Here is a 15,950-nt window from a genome sequence, read left to right on the forward strand (position 1 = left end):
AACTGTGGTGCACGGAATTATCAGGCCAGTTCTGGCTTACCCACGAAAAATCCGGCCCATCCAGCCTCTTCATTGGCTGTTCCACCGCTATCGCGGGCAAGCCCACTCCCACAGGTTTAGCGGTGTACACAACATTTGCCGGCACTGCGCAATACCTGTGGGAGCGGGCTTGCCCGCGATGGCGGCGGAACAGGCACAAATAAAAACGGCACCTTCCGGTGCCGTTCGCGTTTCACATTACAGCCTCTTACTTGCGCGCATCCGCCCACGATTTCAGCAGTTCGTTGTAGCTCACGGTTTCGCCTTTCGGTTTCTCGTTCGCCAGTTTCGGCTTCGGTGCACCCGGCTGATCGAACCAGTACTGCGCATCGCGCTCGGCGTTCATTTTCGGCGCGCACACGGCTTGGGCTTTCGAGCGTTCCAGGCGCGTCATGATTGCGTCCTGATCCTTGGCCAGGCCATCCAGCGCCTGTTGCGGGGTTTTGTCGCCGCTGGCGGCTTCGGCGATGTGGCTCCACCACAGTTGAGCCAGGCGTGGATAGTCCGGCACGTTGGTCCCGGTCGGGGTCCATTGCACGCGGGCCGGGCTGCGGTAGAACTCCACCAGGCCGCCTAGTTTCGGTGCCAGGTCGGTCATTGCTTGCGAGTTGATGTCCGACTCGCGGATGGGTGTCAGGCCGACGATGGTTTTCTTCAACGATACGGTTTTCGAGGTCACGAACTGCGCGTACAGCCAGGCCGCCAGTTTCTGTTTCTCAGGCGTGGATTTCATGAACGTCCACGAACCCACGTCCTGATATCCAAGCTTCATGCCCTCTTCCCAATACGGTCCGCGTGGCGATGGCGCCATGCGCCATTTTGGCGTGCCGTCGGCATTCACCACCGGCAGGCCCGGTTTGGTCATGTCTGCGGTGAACGCGGTGTACCAGAAAATTTGCTGGGCAATGTTGCCTTGGGACGGCACCGGGCCGGATTCGGAGAAGGTCATGCCCGCCGCTTCCGGTGGCGCGTATTTCTTCATCCAGTCGACGTATTTGGTGGTGGCGAAAACTGCTGCCGGGCCGTTGGTGTCACCCCCGCGGGTCACGCTGGAGCCGACCGGGTGGCAGTCTTCAACACGAATGCCCCACTCATCAACCGGCAAACCGTTGGGCAAGCCCTTGTCACCGCCGCCGGCCATGGAGAACCAGGCATCGGTAAAGCGCCAGCCCAGGGACGGGTCTTTCTTGCCATAGTCCATGTGCCCGTAGATACGCTTGCCGTCGATTTCCTTGATGTCTTCGCTGAAGAACTTGGCGATGTCTTCATAGGCCGACCAGTTCACCGGCACGCCCAACTCGTAACCGTATTTTTCCTTGAACTTGGCTTTCAGCTCCGGGCGCTCGAACCAGTCGGCGCGGAACCAGTAGAGGTTGGCGAACTGTTGATCGGGCAATTGATAGAGCTTGCCATCGGGCGCGGTGGTGAAGGAGGTGCCGATGAAATCCTTGAGGTCCAGGGTCGGCGAGGTGAAGTTTTTACCTTCATTGGCCATCAGGTCGGTAATGGCTTCGGTCTTGCCGTAACGGAAATGGGTACCGATCAGGTCCGAGTCGTTGACCCAGCCGTCATAGATGCTCTTGTCGGACTGCATCACGGTTTGCAGTTTCTCTACCACGTCGCCTTCTTGCAGCAGGTCGTGGGTGACTTTGATCCCGGTGATCTCGGTAAAGGCCTTGGCCAATACCTTGGATTCATACTCGTGGGTGGTCAGGGTTTCGGAAACAACCTTGATGTCCATCCCGCGAAACGGCTCCGCCGCCTTGATGAACCACTTCAGTTCTTCAAGCTGTTGATCCGCCGTCAGGGTAGACGGTTTGAACTCGCTGCCAATCCATTTTTTGGCAGCGTCTTCATAGGCGTCGGCCCAGGCCGATGCGCTCAAACCGCTGAGTGCCAGCATGGCTGCCAATGAAATGCTATGTCGCAGCTTATTGTTTTTGTCGAACATAGAGACCTCCTGTTTAGGTTTTGGAGCACGATTGCCGAGCGATTCGACTAGCCCCACCGCATCACAGCCAACAGCCACACCAGGGACAACGCGAACGCAACCCAGATGCTCCAGTCGGTGACGCCAATTACCAGCAAATGCAGGTAGGCGCTGCCGAGAAGACCGATAAACAGCCGGTCGCCACGGGTCGTGGCAATCGGCAAAAAACCACGCCGAGGGACACTCGGCGAGCGTAATTCCCAAGTCGTCATACAAACCAGCATCAAGGCAATGACGCCGAAGAACGCCGCCGTGGGGCCGGTCCAACTCATCCATTCCATCATCAGTTCCTCAGACCCGGCCCAGGGCAAAGCCCTTGGCCACGTGGTTGCGAACAAACCAGATCACCAGCATGCCCGGCAGGATGGTCAACACCCCCGCCGCTGCCAGTACGCCCCAATCAATGCCGGACGCCGAAACGGTTCGGGTCATTACCGCCGCGATCGGCTTGGCGTTCACCGACGTCAGCGTCCGTGCCAGCAGCAGTTCGACCCAGGAAAACATGAAGCAGAAGAACGCCGTGACGCCGATTCCGGAGCCGATCAGCGGGACGAAAATCTTTATGAAGAACTTGGGAAAACTGTAGCCGTCGATGTAGGCCGTTTCGTCGATCTCCTTCGGAACGCCAGACATGAAGCCCTCGAGGATCCACACCGCCAACGGCACGTTGAACAGGCAGTGCGCCAAGGCCACGGCGATGTGCGTGTCAAACAGGCCGATCGAGGAATACAGCTGGAAGAACGGCAGCAGAAACACCGCAGGCGGCGCCATGCGATTGGTCAGCAGCCAGAAGAACAGGTGCTTGTCGCCCAGGAAGCGATAACGCGAAAACGCATAAGCCGCCGGCAGCGCCACGCTCAGGGAGATCACCGTGTTGAGGCTCACGTAGTACAGCGAGTTGAGATAACCGGTGTACCAACTCGGGTCGGTGAAGATCACCTTGTAGTTGGCGAAGGTGAAATCCTGCGGAAACAGTGTCAGCCCGCCGAGGATTTCGGTGTTGCTCTTGAAGGACATGTTCAGCAACCAGTAGATCGGCACCAGCAGGAACAGGATGTAGATCAGCAGCGGGATCAGCTTTCTTTTGCTCATGGCAGACCTCAGCGGTTGGCGTCAGAGTGAGTCATGGCGGTGTAGAACAGCCAGGACACCAACAGGATGATCAGGAAGTACACCAGCGAGAACGCGGCCGCCGGCCCCAGGTCGAATTGCCCTACAGCCATCTGGGTCAGGGTCTGACTGAGGAAGGTGGTGGCATTGCCCGGGCCGCCGCCGGTGAGCACGAACGGCTCGGTGTAGATCATGAAACTGTCCATGAAGCGCAGCATCACCGCGATCAGCAGCACGCTCTTGAGCTTGGGCAACTGAATGTGGCGGAACACGGCCCAGGCCGAGGCCCGATCGATTCGCGCCGCCTGGTAATACACGTCAGGAATGGCCCGCAACCCGGAAAAACACAACAGCGCCACCAGCGAGGTCCAGTGCCAGACGTCCATCACCAGCACCGTGACCCAGGCGTCCATGGTGTTCGCCGCATAGTTGTAGCTGATGCCCATGGCGTTGAGGCTCGACCCCAGCAAGCCAATATCGGCCCGACCGAAGATCTGCCAGATGGTGCCGACCACGTTCCATGGAATCAGCAGCGGAATCGCCAGGATAATCAGCACCAGCGAAGACCAGCGCCCCTTGGTCGGCATGGTCAGGGCGATGGCGATGCCCAGCGGGATTTCGATCAGCAGCACGCAGCCCGAATAGATGAACTGGCGCAGCAGTGACTCGTGCAGTCGTGGGTCCAGCAGCACCTGTTTGTACCAGTCGGCACCGACGAAGTAGCGGCTGGACTGATCGAAGATGTCCTGCACCGAATAGTTGACCACGGTCATCATCGGGATCACCGCACTGAACGCCACCAGCAGGAACACCGGCAGGACCAGCCACCAGGCCTTGTTGTTTTGCACCTTGTTCATGGCAGCGTCTCCAGCAAGTAATCGTCGGCATAGACCATCAGCCACTGCGCTGGAAAGCTGATGTAAGCCGTGCCTTCAGGCACGGGCTTGTCTTCGGCCAGGCGCACTTTCAGCGGCGCGCCGTCGAGGTTCAGGGTCATGATCTTGTAGGTGCCGAGGTCTTCGACGTGTACGACGTGTGCCTGCATCGCGTCATCTACCGGTTCGTCCCACACATGCACGAACTCGGGACGGATGCCGACCTTCAAGGTTTTCCATTGCGATTCGGCGATGCGTTTTTGTTGCGCGTCAGACAACGGCAAATGCGTCGAAGCAAAACCGACACCGCCCGGTTGTGGCTGCACCTGAATCAGGTTCATGCCAGGGCTGCCGATGAAGTAGCCGACAAAGGTGTGGCTTGGCCGCTCGAACAATTCGCGCGGCGTACCGAACTGCACGATTTGCCCGCCGTACATCACGGCAATCTTGTCGGCGAAGGTCGATGCTTCCAGTTGATCGTGGGTGACGTAGACCATGGTGATGTTGAACTGCTCGTGGATCTGCTTGAGCTTGCGCCGCAGCTTCCACTTCAGGTGCGGGTCGATCACCGTCAGCGGCTCATCGAAGAGGATCGCCGAGACGTCATCGCGCACCAGCCCGCGGCCCATGGAGACTTTCTGCTTTTCATCGGCGGTGAGGTTGCGCGCCTTCTTGCTCAGCAACGTCTGGAGGTCGAGGACCTCGGCGATTTCCTGCACCTTGCTGTGAATTTTCGCCTCGGCCATGCCCTGGTTGCGCAACGGGAAGGCCAGGTTGTCGAACACCGTCATGGTGTCGTAGACCACCGGAAACTGGAAAACCTGGGCGATGTTGCGCTTCTCCGGGGTCAGGTCATTGACCGCTTTGCCGTCGAACAGGACATGGCCCTGGGACGGGCTGAGCAACCCGGAAATGATATTGAGCAACGTCGATTTACCGCAGCCCGAAGGACCGAGCAAGGCGTAGGCCCCACCCTGCTCCCAGATGTGGTCCATCTCGCGAATCGCGTAATCCTCGGGGCCGGTCGGCGTGCGGGTGTAGCTGTGGGCGAGGTTCTGCAAGCGTATTTCGGCCATCAGGCAACCCTCGCAATACGGCGACCGGGCGCCTGGACCAGCCGCCCCTGCGCATCGAACACAAACAGTTTATGGGTCGGGATGTAGATGCGGATCGGCGCATCGACGTCGTACTCGTGTACGCCGGGCAGGTGCAGCACCAACAGGAAATGCTCGTTGCGCACGTGCAGGAACGTTTCGGAGCCGCTGATCTCGGCCACCTCGACGGTCACCGCCAGTTCCAGGTCATCGTCGTTGCTCGGCACCAGCGAAATGTGGCTGGGGCGCACGCCGAAGCGGAACTCGCCCTCGCCCACCGGGCGCAAATCCACGTTCAACGGAAAGTGCACGAAGTTGGCGAAACTGACCTCGTTGCCGGCGATACGGCCCGGCATAAGGTTGATCGGCGGCTCGGAGAACAGCTCCGCTGCCAGCACTGTTTGCGGCTGGTGATAGACCTGCGAAGACTTGCCGCTCTGAATCACCCGGCCTTCGTGAAGAATGGTCGTGGTGCCACCCAGCGCCAGCGCTTCGTTGGGTTCGGTGGTGGCGTAAATGGCGATGGTGTGGCGAGCCTTGAACAGCTCGCGCATTTCCTGGCGCAGTTCCTCGCGCAGTTTGTAGTCCAGGTTGACCAGCGGTTCATCAAACAGGATCAGTTCGGCATCCTTGACCAGCGCCCGGGCCATCGCCGTGCGCTGTTGCTGGCCGCCGGACAATTCGAGGGGATGGCGCTGGAGGAACTTCTCGATGCGCAGCATCTTCGCGGTTTCCAGCACTTTGCTCTGGATCAGCTCGTTGGAAACGCCGCCCTGGCGCAAGGGCGAGGCGATGTTCTCGAAGACCGTCATGGTCGGGTAATTGATGAACTGCTGATACACCATCGACACGTTGCGCAAACGCACCGGGCGCTGCGTGACATCGACGCCGTTCATCAGGATGCGGCCGCTGTCGGGCTTGTCCAGACCGGCCATCAGGCGCATGAGACTGGTCTTGCCGGACAGCGTGCGCCCGAGCAAAACGTTGAAGGATCCGGGTTCGAAACTCAGGTTCGCATCGTCGATCCAGGTCTGGCCCTCGACGGTACGGCTGACGTGCTCCAGGGTTAATGACATGGCTCGGCCTTTTTTATTATTTGGAGTCAAGCGACACCAGGCACAGAGCGAGTTTCATGCCAGAAAATGCAAACCGTTGATCCGCCTTGAAAAACTTCGAAACAGCGGCAAGCCGGCTTTCGTTGCTGAACAGAAATGAACAGTCACGATTGAACAACTGAACAATCGAAGCGTTGACAATGAACAATAGTGAACAACACTCTACGGATGTTTTGTGCCTCCCTTTAAGCAAGGCCAGAATTACAGAACCTGTGGGAGCGGGCTTGCTCGCGAAAGCGGTCGACCAGTCAATGTTGATATCGACTGCCCCACCGCTTTCGCGAGCAAGCCCGCTCCCACAGGGGAATACCTATAACAACAATAAAAGTGTTTCTCAGAGGCTGACTGTCATGGCCGCACCTGCCCCCGGTTTATCCCACGACGCCATCATCCAGGACTCCTGGTCCCGTTGCCGCGCGTTTGGCCTCAATCATCAGAGTGCCCCGGCGTTCGATCAGTTACCGGCGGCAGACATCGCGCACTTGCTGGAGAGCCAGCATTCACTGGTGCAGACCACGCATCAGGAAGTCCTGCCGTATTACGAAAACATTCTGAGCAACTCCAATTGCCTGATCATGCTCGCCGACAAACAGGGCCAGGTGCTGACCTCATGGGGCACTCAGCGCTTCATCGAGCCGAGCCTGACCCGAGGTTTCAACGCTGGCGCCAGCTGGATGGAGCGTTGCAGCGGGACCAATGCCATCGGCACCGCGCTGGCCTGCGAGCAAGCCGTGCACATCGAGCACGATGAGCACTTCCTCAAGGCCAACCGTTTCATGACCGGGTCCGCCGCGCCGATTTTCGATGCCGAGCGCAAGGTGATCGCGGTGCTGGACGTGTCCAGCGACAGCTACCTGCCGCCCTCCCACACCCTTGGCATGGTCAAGATGATGAGCCAGACCGTGGAGAACCGGCTGATCCTCAACCTGTTCCATGGCCAGCATTTTCAATTGACGTTCAATACCGGGTTAAACAACCTCGACAGCCAATGGGCCGGGTTGTTGATTTTCGATGAAACCGGTCAAGTGCTCTCGGCCAACCGCCGTGCCGATAATTTGCTGGGCATCAGCCTGTCGCGGGTCAGCGTCGAAAGTCTGTTCAAAGTCTCGCTGCTGGAACTGTTGAACCAGCCCGAAGGCCTGCCTTTTTCCCTGCAAGCCGCCGGTCGCAACCGCTTCCAGTGCGTACTGAAACGGCCGAAGCAGGCACCGATCCAGGCGCGGCTTTTCGCTGAAATGAAGAGCACTGAAACAGAGAATGCTGAAGCAAAGCGCGCCGAAACCTCTCCTGCCGCGATCAGCCTCAACACCCTGCACTTCGGCGACAGCCGCGTGGAAAAAGCCGTACGGCAGGCCGAGCGTTTGCTGGAAAAGGACATTCCGCTGTTGATTCACGGTGAAACCGGGGTCGGCAAGGAAGTGTTCGTCAAAGCTTTGCATCACGCCAGCTCTCGCAGCAAACAGGCGTTCATTGCCGTGAACTGTGCCGCGATCCCCGCCGAACTGGTGGAGTCCGAGCTGTTTGGCTACGAGAAAGGCGCGTTCACCGGCGCTAACCAGAAAGGCAGCATCGGACTGATCCGCAAGGCCGACAAAGGCACGCTGTTTCTCGATGAAATCGGCGACATGCCGCTGCCGACCCAGGCGCGGCTGCTGAGGGTGTTGCAGGAACGTTGCGTGCAACCGGTGGGCAGCAGCGAGTTGTTTGCGGTGGACCTGCGGATCATCTCCGCCACCAACCGCTCGTTGCGCGAGCAAGTGCAACTTGGGCGCTTTCGCGAAGACCTGTATTACCGCATTGGCGGTTTGACCCTGGAGTTGCCGCCGCTACGGGAACGCAGTGACAAGCAGGCGCTGTTCAAACGCTTGTGGGAGCAACACCGAGAACCCTCGCAATGGGCCGGGTTGAGTCGCGAGGTGATGGAGTTGTTCGGTCGTCATCCGTGGCCGGGGAATTTACGCCAGGTCAGCAGCGTGATGCAGGTGGCGCTGGCCATGGCCGAGGAACAGCCGGTGCGGCCGGAGCATTTGCCGGATGATTTCTTTGTGGATCTGGAGATGGAGCCGGTTGAAACAACGGAGCCGCTGGCGGCTGACTTGAATGATGCCGAGGATTTGAATCGGTTGTTGCAGGCGGCCGGGGGGAATATTTCGCATCTGGCGCGGCGGTTGGGGGTGAGCCGAAATACCCTATACAAGCGGTTGCGTCAGGCTGAGTGACGGGTTGGCTTGGCGGGCCTCTTCGCGAGCAAGCCCGCTCCCACACTGGATTTTCGTCGATTTGATCTTTATGGATAACACCATTCCCCTGTGGGAGCGGGCTTGCTCGCAAAGACACCAGCTCAATCACCGCAAAACCATCAACTAAACCATTGACCGAACAGACTACTCTGTGACGAAATGTTTCAGCTTTTCACCTCATCTCTTTGATTCAGAACTTCCCTCCTCCTGATCCTCACAGGATAAGCGCTTTGACCAACATCTGTTCTACCGGCCTCGATATCGGCTTCGCCTCACTGGATTACCTGCAAATCGGCTTCCTGGGCATTGTTCAGGGCATCACTGAGTTGTTGCCCGTGTCCTCCACCGCGCACATGCGCATCGTGCCCGCCCTGCTCGGCTGGCCGGATCCCGGCTCGGCGTTTTCCGCGGCCATGCAGTTGGCCGCACTGGCGGCGGTGGTCAGTTATTTCTGGCGTGATGTCAGTCAACTCGTCAGCGGCAGTATCGGCGCCGTACGCCAACGCGATTACAGCAACCAGTGGTTCGTCCTGGCGGTGGCCATCGTACTGGCGACCATTCCTATCGGCATTGCCGGCATCGCGTTGTCTTCGACGCTCAACGCGTGCAACTCGCCGTTGCGCGGGCTGATGGTGATCGGGATTTCCTGCGTGGTCATGGCGGTGTTGTTGGCGGCCGCCGAACTCAGTTGCCAGCATCGCCGCACCGTAGGCGAAATGCGCCTGCGCGATGCGCTGATCGTCGGTATTGCGCAGATCGGCGCGCTGATTCCCGGGGTGTCGCGTTCGGGCTCTACACTCACAGCCGCGCTGTTCCTCAACTTCAAACGTGAAGAGGCTGCACGGTTCTCCTTTTTGCTGGGGCTGCCCGCCATCGCCCTGGCCGGTTTGAAGGAGCTGTGGGTGTTGTTCCATGCCGATCTGCCCGCGCAAGCCTGGGCGCATCTGATTTTCGGCCTGGTGATCGCCAGCATTTCGGCATTTTTCGCCATCTGGGGCCTGATGCGCTTTCTGGAGAAGTTCTCCACCTGGCCGTTTGTCATCTACCGCGCTGTGCTCGGGATCTTCCTGATTGTCGCGGTCAGCACAGGTCTGCTGAGCTGACACCCGGCAGAAAAAACAAAACCCGCACAAGGCGGGTTTTGTTTTTTACGGATCGGACAATCAGTCAGCCAGACGCCAAGTCGTGCCGCCCTTGCCATCTTCCAGCACCACGCCCATGGCGGTGAGCTGGTCGCGGATGCGGTCGGATTCGGCCCAGTCCTTGTTGGCGCGCGCATTCAGGCGAGCCTGAATCAGTGCATCGACTTCAGCCGCATCGACCCGCCCTTCGGCACCGGCCTGCAGGAAGTCATCCGCCTCAAGCTGCAACACACCCAGCACGCTGGCCAGCTCTTTCAAGCGCGCCGCCAGACCGGCCGCCGCCTGAAGATCGCTCTCGCGCAGACGGTTGATCTCGCGAACCATCTCGAACAGCACCGCGCAGGCTTCCGGAGTGCCGAAGTCGTCGTTCATCACCTGGGTGAAACGCTCGACAAAGGCTTCGCCACCAGCAGGCGCCACGTTCGGCAGGCCTTTCAAGGCGTGGTAGAAACGCTCGAGTGCGCCTTTGGCGTCCTTGAGGTTGTCTTCCGAATAGTTGATCGCGCTGCGGTAATGGCTCGACACCAGCAGGTAACGCACGACTTCCGGGTGGTACTTTTCCAGCACGTCGCGAATGGTGAAGAAGTTGTTCAAGGACTTGGACATCTTCTCGCCATTGATGCGAATCATGCCGCAATGCATCCACGCGTTGGCGTAGGTCTTACCGGTCGCCGCTTCGCTCTGGGCGATTTCGTTTTCGTGGTGCGGAAACTCCAGGTCGCTGCCGCCGCCATGAATGTCAAAGGTCTCGCCCAGGCAGCAGGTCGACATCACCGAGCATTCAATGTGCCAGCCCGGACGACCGTCGCCCCACGGCGATGGCCAGCTTGGCTCACCCGGCTTGGCGCCTTTCCACAGCACGAAGTCCAGCGGATCCTGTTTGGACTCGTCGACTTCGATCCGCGCGCCAATGCGCAGGTCTTCGATCTTCTTGCGCGACAGCTTGCCGTAGCCCATGAACTTGGCCACGCGGTAGTACACGTCGCCATTGCCCGGTGCGTAGGCGTAACCCTTGTCGATCAGGGTCTGGATCATCGCGTGCATGCCAGGAATATGCCCGGTGGCGCGCGGTTCCATGTCCGGCTTCTTGATGTTCAGGCGCGCTTCGTCTTCGTGCATCGCCGCGATCATGCGCTCGGTCAAGGCTTCGAACGACTCGCCGTTCTCGTTGGCCCGATTGATGATCTTGTCGTCAATGTCGGTGATGTTGCGCACATAAGTCAGGTCATAGCCGCTGAACCGCAACCAGCGGGTCACCAGGTCGAACGCAACCATGCTGCGGCCGTGGCCCAGGTGGCAGTAGTCGTACACGGTCATCCCGCACACGTACATGCGCACCTTGTTGCCATCCAGGGGCTTGAAGACTTCTTTGCTCTTGGTGAGCGTGTTGTAGATCGTCAGCACTTTAGGTTCCTTGAATCACTGGCCCCACGAATCACGCAGGGTCACGGTACGGTTAAATACCGGTGCGCCCGGTTTCGAGTCCTTGATATCCGCGACGAAGTAGCCTTCGCGCTCGAACTGGAAACGGTCTTCCGGCTGTGCATTGCCCAACGAGGGTTCAGCACGACAACCGGTGAGGACCTGCAGTGAGTCAGGGTTGATGTTGTCCAGGAAACTGGCGCTGTCTTCGGCCTTCTCCGGGTTCGCAGAGCGGAACAGACGATCGTACAGACGCACTTCGCACTCGACGCTTGCAGCTGCCGGCACCCAGTGCACCACGCCTTTGACCTTGCGGCCTTCAGGGTTCTTGCCGAGGGTTTCCGGGTCGTAGGTGCAACGCAGTTCGACGATGTTGCCATCGGCGTCCTTGATCGCTTCGTCGGCACGGATCACGTAGCTGCCGCGCAGACGCACTTCGCCGTTCGGCTCCAGGCGCTTGTAGCCTTTTGGCGGCTCTTCCATGAAGTCATCGCGGTCGATGTAGATTTCACGGGCGAACGGCAGCTTGCGCACGCCTAGTTCTTCTTTCTGCGGATGACGTGGCAGTTCGAGGTTCTCGACCTGGTCTTGCGGGTAGTTGGTGATCACGACTTTCAACGGACGCAGCACGCACATGGCGCGCGGGGCGTTCGCGTCCAGGTCCTGACGGATGCTGAATTCGAGCATGCCGAAGTCGACGACGCCGTCGGAACGGTTGGTGCCGATCATGTCGCAGAAGTTGCGGATCGATGCCGGGGTGTAGCCACGGCGGCGGAAGCCCGACAGCGTGGACATGCGCGGATCGTCCCAGCCATTGACGTGCTTTTCATCGACCAGTTGCTTGAGCTTGCGCTTGCTGGTGATCGTGTAGTTCAGGTTCAGACGGCTGAACTCGTACTGGCGCGGGTGCGCCGGCACCGGCAGGCTGTCGAGGAACCAGTCGTACAACGGACGGTGGCTTTCGAATTCCAGGGTGCAGATCGAGTGGGTGATGCCTTCGATGGCGTCCGACTGACCGTGGGTGAAGTCATAGTTCGGGTAGATGCACCATTTGTCGCCGGTCTGGTGGTGATGCGCGTGACGGATGCGATACATGATCGGATCGCGCAGGTTCATGTTCGGCGACGCCATGTCGATCTTGGCCCGCAGCACACGAGCGCCGTCCGGGAATTCGCCGGCACGCATGCGGGCGAACCAGTCGAGGTTTTCTTCCACGGAGCGGTCACGGAACGGGCTGTTCTTGCCCGGCTCGGTCAGGCTGCCACGGTATTCCTTGGCCTGTTCAGGGCTCAGGTCGTCGACGTAGGCCTTGCCGGCCTTGATCAGCTCGACGGCCCAGTCGTGCAACTGGTCGAAATACTGCGAGGCATAGCGCACTTCACCGGACCATTCAAAGCCCAGCCATTTGACGTCGCTTTCGATCGCGTCGATGTATTCCTGGTCTTCCTTGGCCGGGTTGGTGTCGTCGAAACGCAGGTGCGTGACGCCGCCAAATTCCTGGGCCAGGCCGAAGTTCACGCAAATCGACTTGGCGTGACCGATGTGCAGGTAACCGTTGGGCTCAGGCGGGAAACGAGTGACGATCTGCGTGTGCTTACCCGAGTCCAGGTCCGCCTGGATGATCGGGCGCAGGAAATTGACCGGCACGGCAGGGCCGGTCTTGGAATTCGAGGTAGGGTCGACAGTGGGCTTGCTCATAGGATCCTTGAACGTACAAGTGCGCGGCCAGTTGGCCAAATCAAAGCGGCTGTTAAATCAAAGGGGCTTATCATAGCCGATGCCGTCAAGTCGCTGACAGAGCAGGCCCGAAAACGGCTGCATTTAATCGGATGCAAATGAAAAACAGCCTCGAAATTCGCGCTCGGCACGCTAAACTGCGCACCTTGGCCGAATCTGGCCGGACCGGTTGAGGGCTTCAACGCCTCGAAACCCACGAATTCATTGATAGAGTACCGATCATGACCCAAGTCAAACTGACCACCAACCATGGCGACATCGTCCTGGAACTGAACGCTGAAAAGGCACCGCTGACCGTTGCCAACTTCATCGAGTACGTCAAAGCCGGTCACTACGAAAACACCGTTTTCCACCGTGTCATCGGTAACTTCATGATCCAGGGCGGCGGTTTTGAGCCAGGCATGAAAGAAAAGAAAGACAAGCGCCCAAGCATCCAGAACGAAGCCGACAACGGCCTGCCGAACGTGAAATACAGCGTTGCCATGGCCCGTACCATGGAGCCGCATTCGGCTTCCGCCCAGTTCTTCATCAACGTGGCTGACAACAGCTTCCTGAACCACAGCGCCAAGACCACTCAGGGCTGGGGCTACGCCGTATTCGCCAAAGTCGTTGAAGGCACCGACGTTGTCGACAAGATCAAAGGCGTTTCCACCACCTCCAAAGCTGGCCACCAGGACGTACCTGCAGACGACGTGATCATCGAGAAAGCCGAGATCATCGAAGCGTGATACTGCTGATTTCAGACTTGCATCTGGAAGAGGAGCGCCCGGACATTACCCGGGCGTTTCTGGATTTGCTCGCCGGACGCGCCCGCTCGGCGAGTGCGTTGTACATCCTGGGCGACTTTTTCGAGGTGTGGATTGGCGACGATGCCATGACGCCCTTTCAGCGTTCCATCTGCCAGGCCCTGCGCGATCTCAGCGACAGCGGCACGGCCATTTTTCTGATGCACGGCAATCGCGACTTCTTGCTCGGCAAGGCCTTTTGCAAACAGGCCGGCTGCACGTTGTTGAAAGACCCGAGCGTCGTACAGCTTTACGGCGAGCCAGTGCTCCTGATGCACGGCGACAGCCTCTGCACCCGCGACGAAGCCTATATGAAGCTGCGTCGCTACCTGCGCAACCCCGTCACCCTGTTCATCCTGCGCCACCTGCCCTTGGGCACCCGGCATAAACTGGCGCGCAAGCTGCGCAGTGAAAGCCGTGCGCAGACGCGGATGAAAGCCAATGACATCGTCGATGTCACGCAGCAGGAAGTGCCGCGGATCATGCAGGAATATGGCGTAAAGACCTTGATTCACGGGCACACCCATCGCCCGGCGATTCACAAGTTGCAGATTGGCGAACAGGCGGCCAAGCGCATTGTGCTGGGAGATTGGGACCGCCAGGGGTGGGCGTTGCAGGTGGATGAGCAAGGGTTTGCACTGGCGCCTTTCGATTTCGCCCCGCCGCCGCAACTGGCAGCCCCCACGATCTAGCGCCGAACACAGCCCCTGTGGGAGCGGGCTTGCTCGCGAAAGCGGTGTATCAGACACATCAATGCTGAATGACACTGCGCATTCGCGAGCAAGCCCGCTCCCACATTGATTGCATTTCCGATCAGTGGCCGCTGGCGGCCGGGCCTGCTTTAGCGGCGAACGGTGGTTTTGCCAGCCAGACAATCACGATCAACCCCATGAATGCCCACCCCAGCAACGTGAAGTAATCCACCGTCGACAACATGTACGCCTGACTGGTCAGCACGTGATCGAGCTGTGCATACGCCGGATTGCCCGCACCGCCCAGATTGTTCAGCGCCTCACGGGTCGCCGGCTCGTACGTCGTGATGCTTTCACTCAAATACGCATGATGCTGGTCCGCCCGGCGAATCCAGATCCATGTCGTCAACGACGCCGCGAAGCTGCCGCCCAGTGTTCGCAGGAACGTCGCCAGGCCCGCGCCATCGGCGATCTGGCTCGGTGGCAAGTCCGACATCAGAATGCTCAAGGTCGGCATGAAGAACAGCGCCACGCCAATGCCCATGAACAGTTGCACCAACGCGATGTGCTGGAAGTCCACCTCGTTGGTGAACCCGGCACGCATGAAGCAGCTCAGGCCAATCGCCAGGAAGGCCAGCCCGGCCAGCAACCGCAGATCGAATTTGTGCGCGTATTTGCCGACAAACGGTGACATCAGCACCGGCAGAATCCCGATAGGCGCCACCGCCAGACCGGCCCACGTCGCCGTGTAGCCCATCTGCGTTTGCAACCATTGCGGCAGAATCAGGTTAATGCCGAAGAAGCCGGCGTAGCCCAACACCAGCACCAGCGTGCCGATGCGGAAGTTGCGATAGGCAAACAGGCGCAGGTTGACCACCGGGTGTTTGTCGGTCATTTCCCAGATGATAAACACCGCCAGCGCAATCACCGAAATCGCCGCGCCGATGAGGATGAAGTTCGACTCGAACCAATCCAGGTCATTGCCCTTGTCGAGGATCACCTGCAACGCACCGACGCCAATGATCAGCGTGATCAAGCCGACGTAGTCCATCGGTTGACGGCTGGTTTCCACCGGGCGCGTTTTCAGTTGCTGGCGCACTACCATTGCCGCAAAGATCCCGATCGGCACGTTGATAAAGAAAATCCACGGCCAGCTGTAACTGTCGGTGATCCAGCCACCAAGGATCGGCCCGGCAATCGGCGCCACCACCGTGACCATCGCCAGCAACGCCAGGGCCATGCCGCGTCTGGCGGGCGGATAGACCGCGATCAGCAACGTCTGGGTCATCGGGTACAACGGCCCGGCAACCAGACCTTGCAGCACCCGAAACCCGATCAGCTCCGGCATTGAAGTCGAGATACCGCACAGAAACGAAGCCAGTACGAACAGGATGGTCGCCCAGAGAAACAGCTTCACCTCACCGAAACGCCGACTCAGCCAACCGGTCAGCGGCAAGGCAATGGCGTTGCTCACGGCAAATGAGGTGATCACCCAAGTGCCCTGCTCCGAGCTCACGCCGAGGTTGCCGGAGATGGTCGGCAGCGCCACGTTGGCGATGGTGGTGTCGAGCACTTGCATGAAGGTCGCCAGCGACAGGCCGATGGTGCTGAGCAGCAGGCTGGGCGGGGTGAAAGACGCGTTATTGCTCATCGCGAATCCTTTGAAACCTGGTTGGCGCTACGCCTGTTACAGACGCAGCTGACCCTGT

Annotated in this window: 13 protein-coding genes; 4 read left to right on the forward strand and 9 right to left on the reverse strand. The window is 59.3% G+C overall.

Annotated features, from left to right (window positions below; genetic code table 11):
* Positions 1-247 precede the first annotated feature (247 nt).
* Genes K5K95_RS31180 through K5K95_RS31205 form a run of 6 tightly spaced genes read right to left on the reverse strand, consistent with a single transcriptional unit; the run spans position 248 to position 6,184 of the window.
* A complete protein-coding gene (locus tag K5K95_RS31180; RefSeq protein ID WP_222587628.1) occupies positions 248-1,990 on the reverse strand; it encodes an extracellular solute-binding protein in 1,743 nt (580 codons plus the stop codon).
* Positions 1,991-2,037: 47 nt separating this feature from the next.
* The gene (locus K5K95_RS31185) at positions 2,038-2,310 is read right to left on the reverse strand and encodes a DUF2160 domain-containing protein (RefSeq protein ID WP_222587629.1); all 273 of its coding nucleotides are present in this window, start codon (positions 2,308-2,310) and stop codon (positions 2,038-2,040) included.
* Positions 2,311-2,320: 10 nt separating this feature from the next.
* Positions 2,321-3,121, reverse strand: coding sequence for a carbohydrate ABC transporter permease (locus K5K95_RS31190; protein ID WP_208669049.1), 801 nt, complete (start codon positions 3,119-3,121; stop codon positions 2,321-2,323).
* Positions 3,122-3,129: 8 nt separating this feature from the next.
* Entirely contained in the window at positions 3,130-3,996 is an 867-nt protein-coding gene (locus K5K95_RS31195) for a carbohydrate ABC transporter permease (protein WP_208669050.1), read from the reverse strand.
* Positions 3,993-5,090, reverse strand: a complete 1,098-nt coding sequence (locus K5K95_RS31200) for an ABC transporter ATP-binding protein (RefSeq protein WP_222587630.1) — start codon at positions 5,088-5,090, stop codon at positions 3,993-3,995. The genes K5K95_RS31195 and K5K95_RS31200 overlap by 4 nt, the downstream gene beginning before the upstream one ends.
* On the reverse strand, positions 5,090-6,184 hold the full coding sequence (locus K5K95_RS31205; RefSeq protein WP_090185704.1) for an ABC transporter ATP-binding protein: 1,095 nt from the start codon (positions 6,182-6,184) through the stop codon (positions 5,090-5,092). Before K5K95_RS31205 ends, K5K95_RS31200 begins: the two co-directional genes overlap by 1 nt.
* A 389-nt stretch (positions 6,185-6,573) precedes the next feature.
* On the opposite strand from K5K95_RS31205, the gene K5K95_RS31210 reads away from it, so the two are divergent.
* Positions 6,574-8,442, forward strand: a complete 1,869-nt coding sequence (locus K5K95_RS31210) for a sigma-54-dependent Fis family transcriptional regulator (protein ID WP_222587631.1) — start codon at positions 6,574-6,576, stop codon at positions 8,440-8,442.
* Positions 8,443-8,693: 251 nt separating this feature from the next.
* Entirely contained in the window at positions 8,694-9,566 is an 873-nt protein-coding gene (gene uppP / locus K5K95_RS31215; RefSeq protein ID WP_222587632.1) for an undecaprenyl-diphosphatase UppP, read from the forward strand.
* 60 nt (positions 9,567-9,626) lie between these two features.
* Here uppP and cysS read toward each other — a convergent pair whose 3' ends face one another.
* Together cysS and K5K95_RS31225 are read right to left on the reverse strand one after the other, a co-directional pair.
* A complete protein-coding gene (gene cysS, locus K5K95_RS31220) occupies positions 9,627-11,009 on the reverse strand; it encodes a cysteine--tRNA ligase (RefSeq protein ID WP_222587633.1) in 1,383 nt (460 codons plus the stop codon).
* Positions 11,010-11,024: 15 nt separating this feature from the next.
* On the reverse strand, positions 11,025-12,725 hold the full coding sequence (locus tag K5K95_RS31225) for a glutamine--tRNA ligase/YqeY domain fusion protein (protein WP_222587634.1): 1,701 nt from the start codon (positions 12,723-12,725) through the stop codon (positions 11,025-11,027).
* A 260-nt stretch (positions 12,726-12,985) separates the two neighbouring features.
* Here K5K95_RS31225 and K5K95_RS31230 point away from each other — a divergent pair, with 260 nt between their 5' ends.
* Positions 12,986-13,492: a peptidylprolyl isomerase gene (locus K5K95_RS31230; protein ID WP_090185718.1), complete on the forward strand. Its 507-nt coding sequence runs from the start codon at positions 12,986-12,988 to the stop codon at positions 13,490-13,492.
* The gene (gene lpxH, locus K5K95_RS31235) at positions 13,489-14,241 is read left to right on the forward strand and encodes a UDP-2,3-diacylglucosamine diphosphatase (RefSeq protein WP_222587635.1); all 753 of its coding nucleotides are present in this window, start codon (positions 13,489-13,491) and stop codon (positions 14,239-14,241) included. The genes K5K95_RS31230 and lpxH overlap by 4 nt, the downstream gene beginning before the upstream one ends.
* A 121-nt stretch (positions 14,242-14,362) precedes the next feature.
* On the opposite strand, the gene K5K95_RS31240 is transcribed toward lpxH, so the two are convergent.
* Positions 14,363-15,892: a DHA2 family efflux MFS transporter permease subunit gene (locus K5K95_RS31240; protein ID WP_222587636.1), complete on the reverse strand. Its 1,530-nt coding sequence runs from the start codon at positions 15,890-15,892 to the stop codon at positions 14,363-14,365.
* Positions 15,893-15,950 lie beyond the last annotated feature (58 nt).

Source organism: Pseudomonas sp. DR48 (genome assembly GCF_019823085.1).
GTDB lineage: Bacteria > Pseudomonadota > Gammaproteobacteria > Pseudomonadales > Pseudomonadaceae > Aquipseudomonas.

What these genes read in the sequence shown, in the direction of transcription:
- K5K95_RS31230 (WP_090185718.1), top strand. Translation starts at nt 12,986, where the DNA reads ATGACCCAAGTCAAACTGACCACCAACCATGGCGACATCGTCCTGGAA.
- K5K95_RS31190 (WP_208669049.1), bottom strand. Translation starts at nt 3,121, where the DNA reads ATGAGCAAAAGAAAGCTGATCCCGCTGCTGATCTACATCCTGTTCCTG.
- K5K95_RS31210 (WP_222587631.1), top strand. Translation starts at nt 6,574, where the DNA reads ATGGCCGCACCTGCCCCCGGTTTATCCCACGACGCCATCATCCAGGAC.
- K5K95_RS31185 (WP_222587629.1), bottom strand. Translation starts at nt 2,310, where the DNA reads ATGGAATGGATGAGTTGGACCGGCCCCACGGCGGCGTTCTTCGGCGTC.
- K5K95_RS31180 (WP_222587628.1), bottom strand. Translation starts at nt 1,990, where the DNA reads ATGTTCGACAAAAACAATAAGCTGCGACATAGCATTTCATTGGCAGCC.
- K5K95_RS31200 (WP_222587630.1), bottom strand. Translation starts at nt 5,090, where the DNA reads ATGGCCGAAATACGCTTGCAGAACCTCGCCCACAGCTACACCCGCACG.
- K5K95_RS31205 (WP_090185704.1), bottom strand. Translation starts at nt 6,184, where the DNA reads ATGTCATTAACCCTGGAGCACGTCAGCCGTACCGTCGAGGGCCAGACC.
- K5K95_RS31195 (WP_208669050.1), bottom strand. Translation starts at nt 3,996, where the DNA reads ATGAACAAGGTGCAAAACAACAAGGCCTGGTGGCTGGTCCTGCCGGTG.
- K5K95_RS31240 (WP_222587636.1), bottom strand. Translation starts at nt 15,892, where the DNA reads ATGAGCAATAACGCGTCTTTCACCCCGCCCAGCCTGCTGCTCAGCACC.
- K5K95_RS31225 (WP_222587634.1), bottom strand. Translation starts at nt 12,725, where the DNA reads ATGAGCAAGCCCACTGTCGACCCTACCTCGAATTCCAAGACCGGCCCT.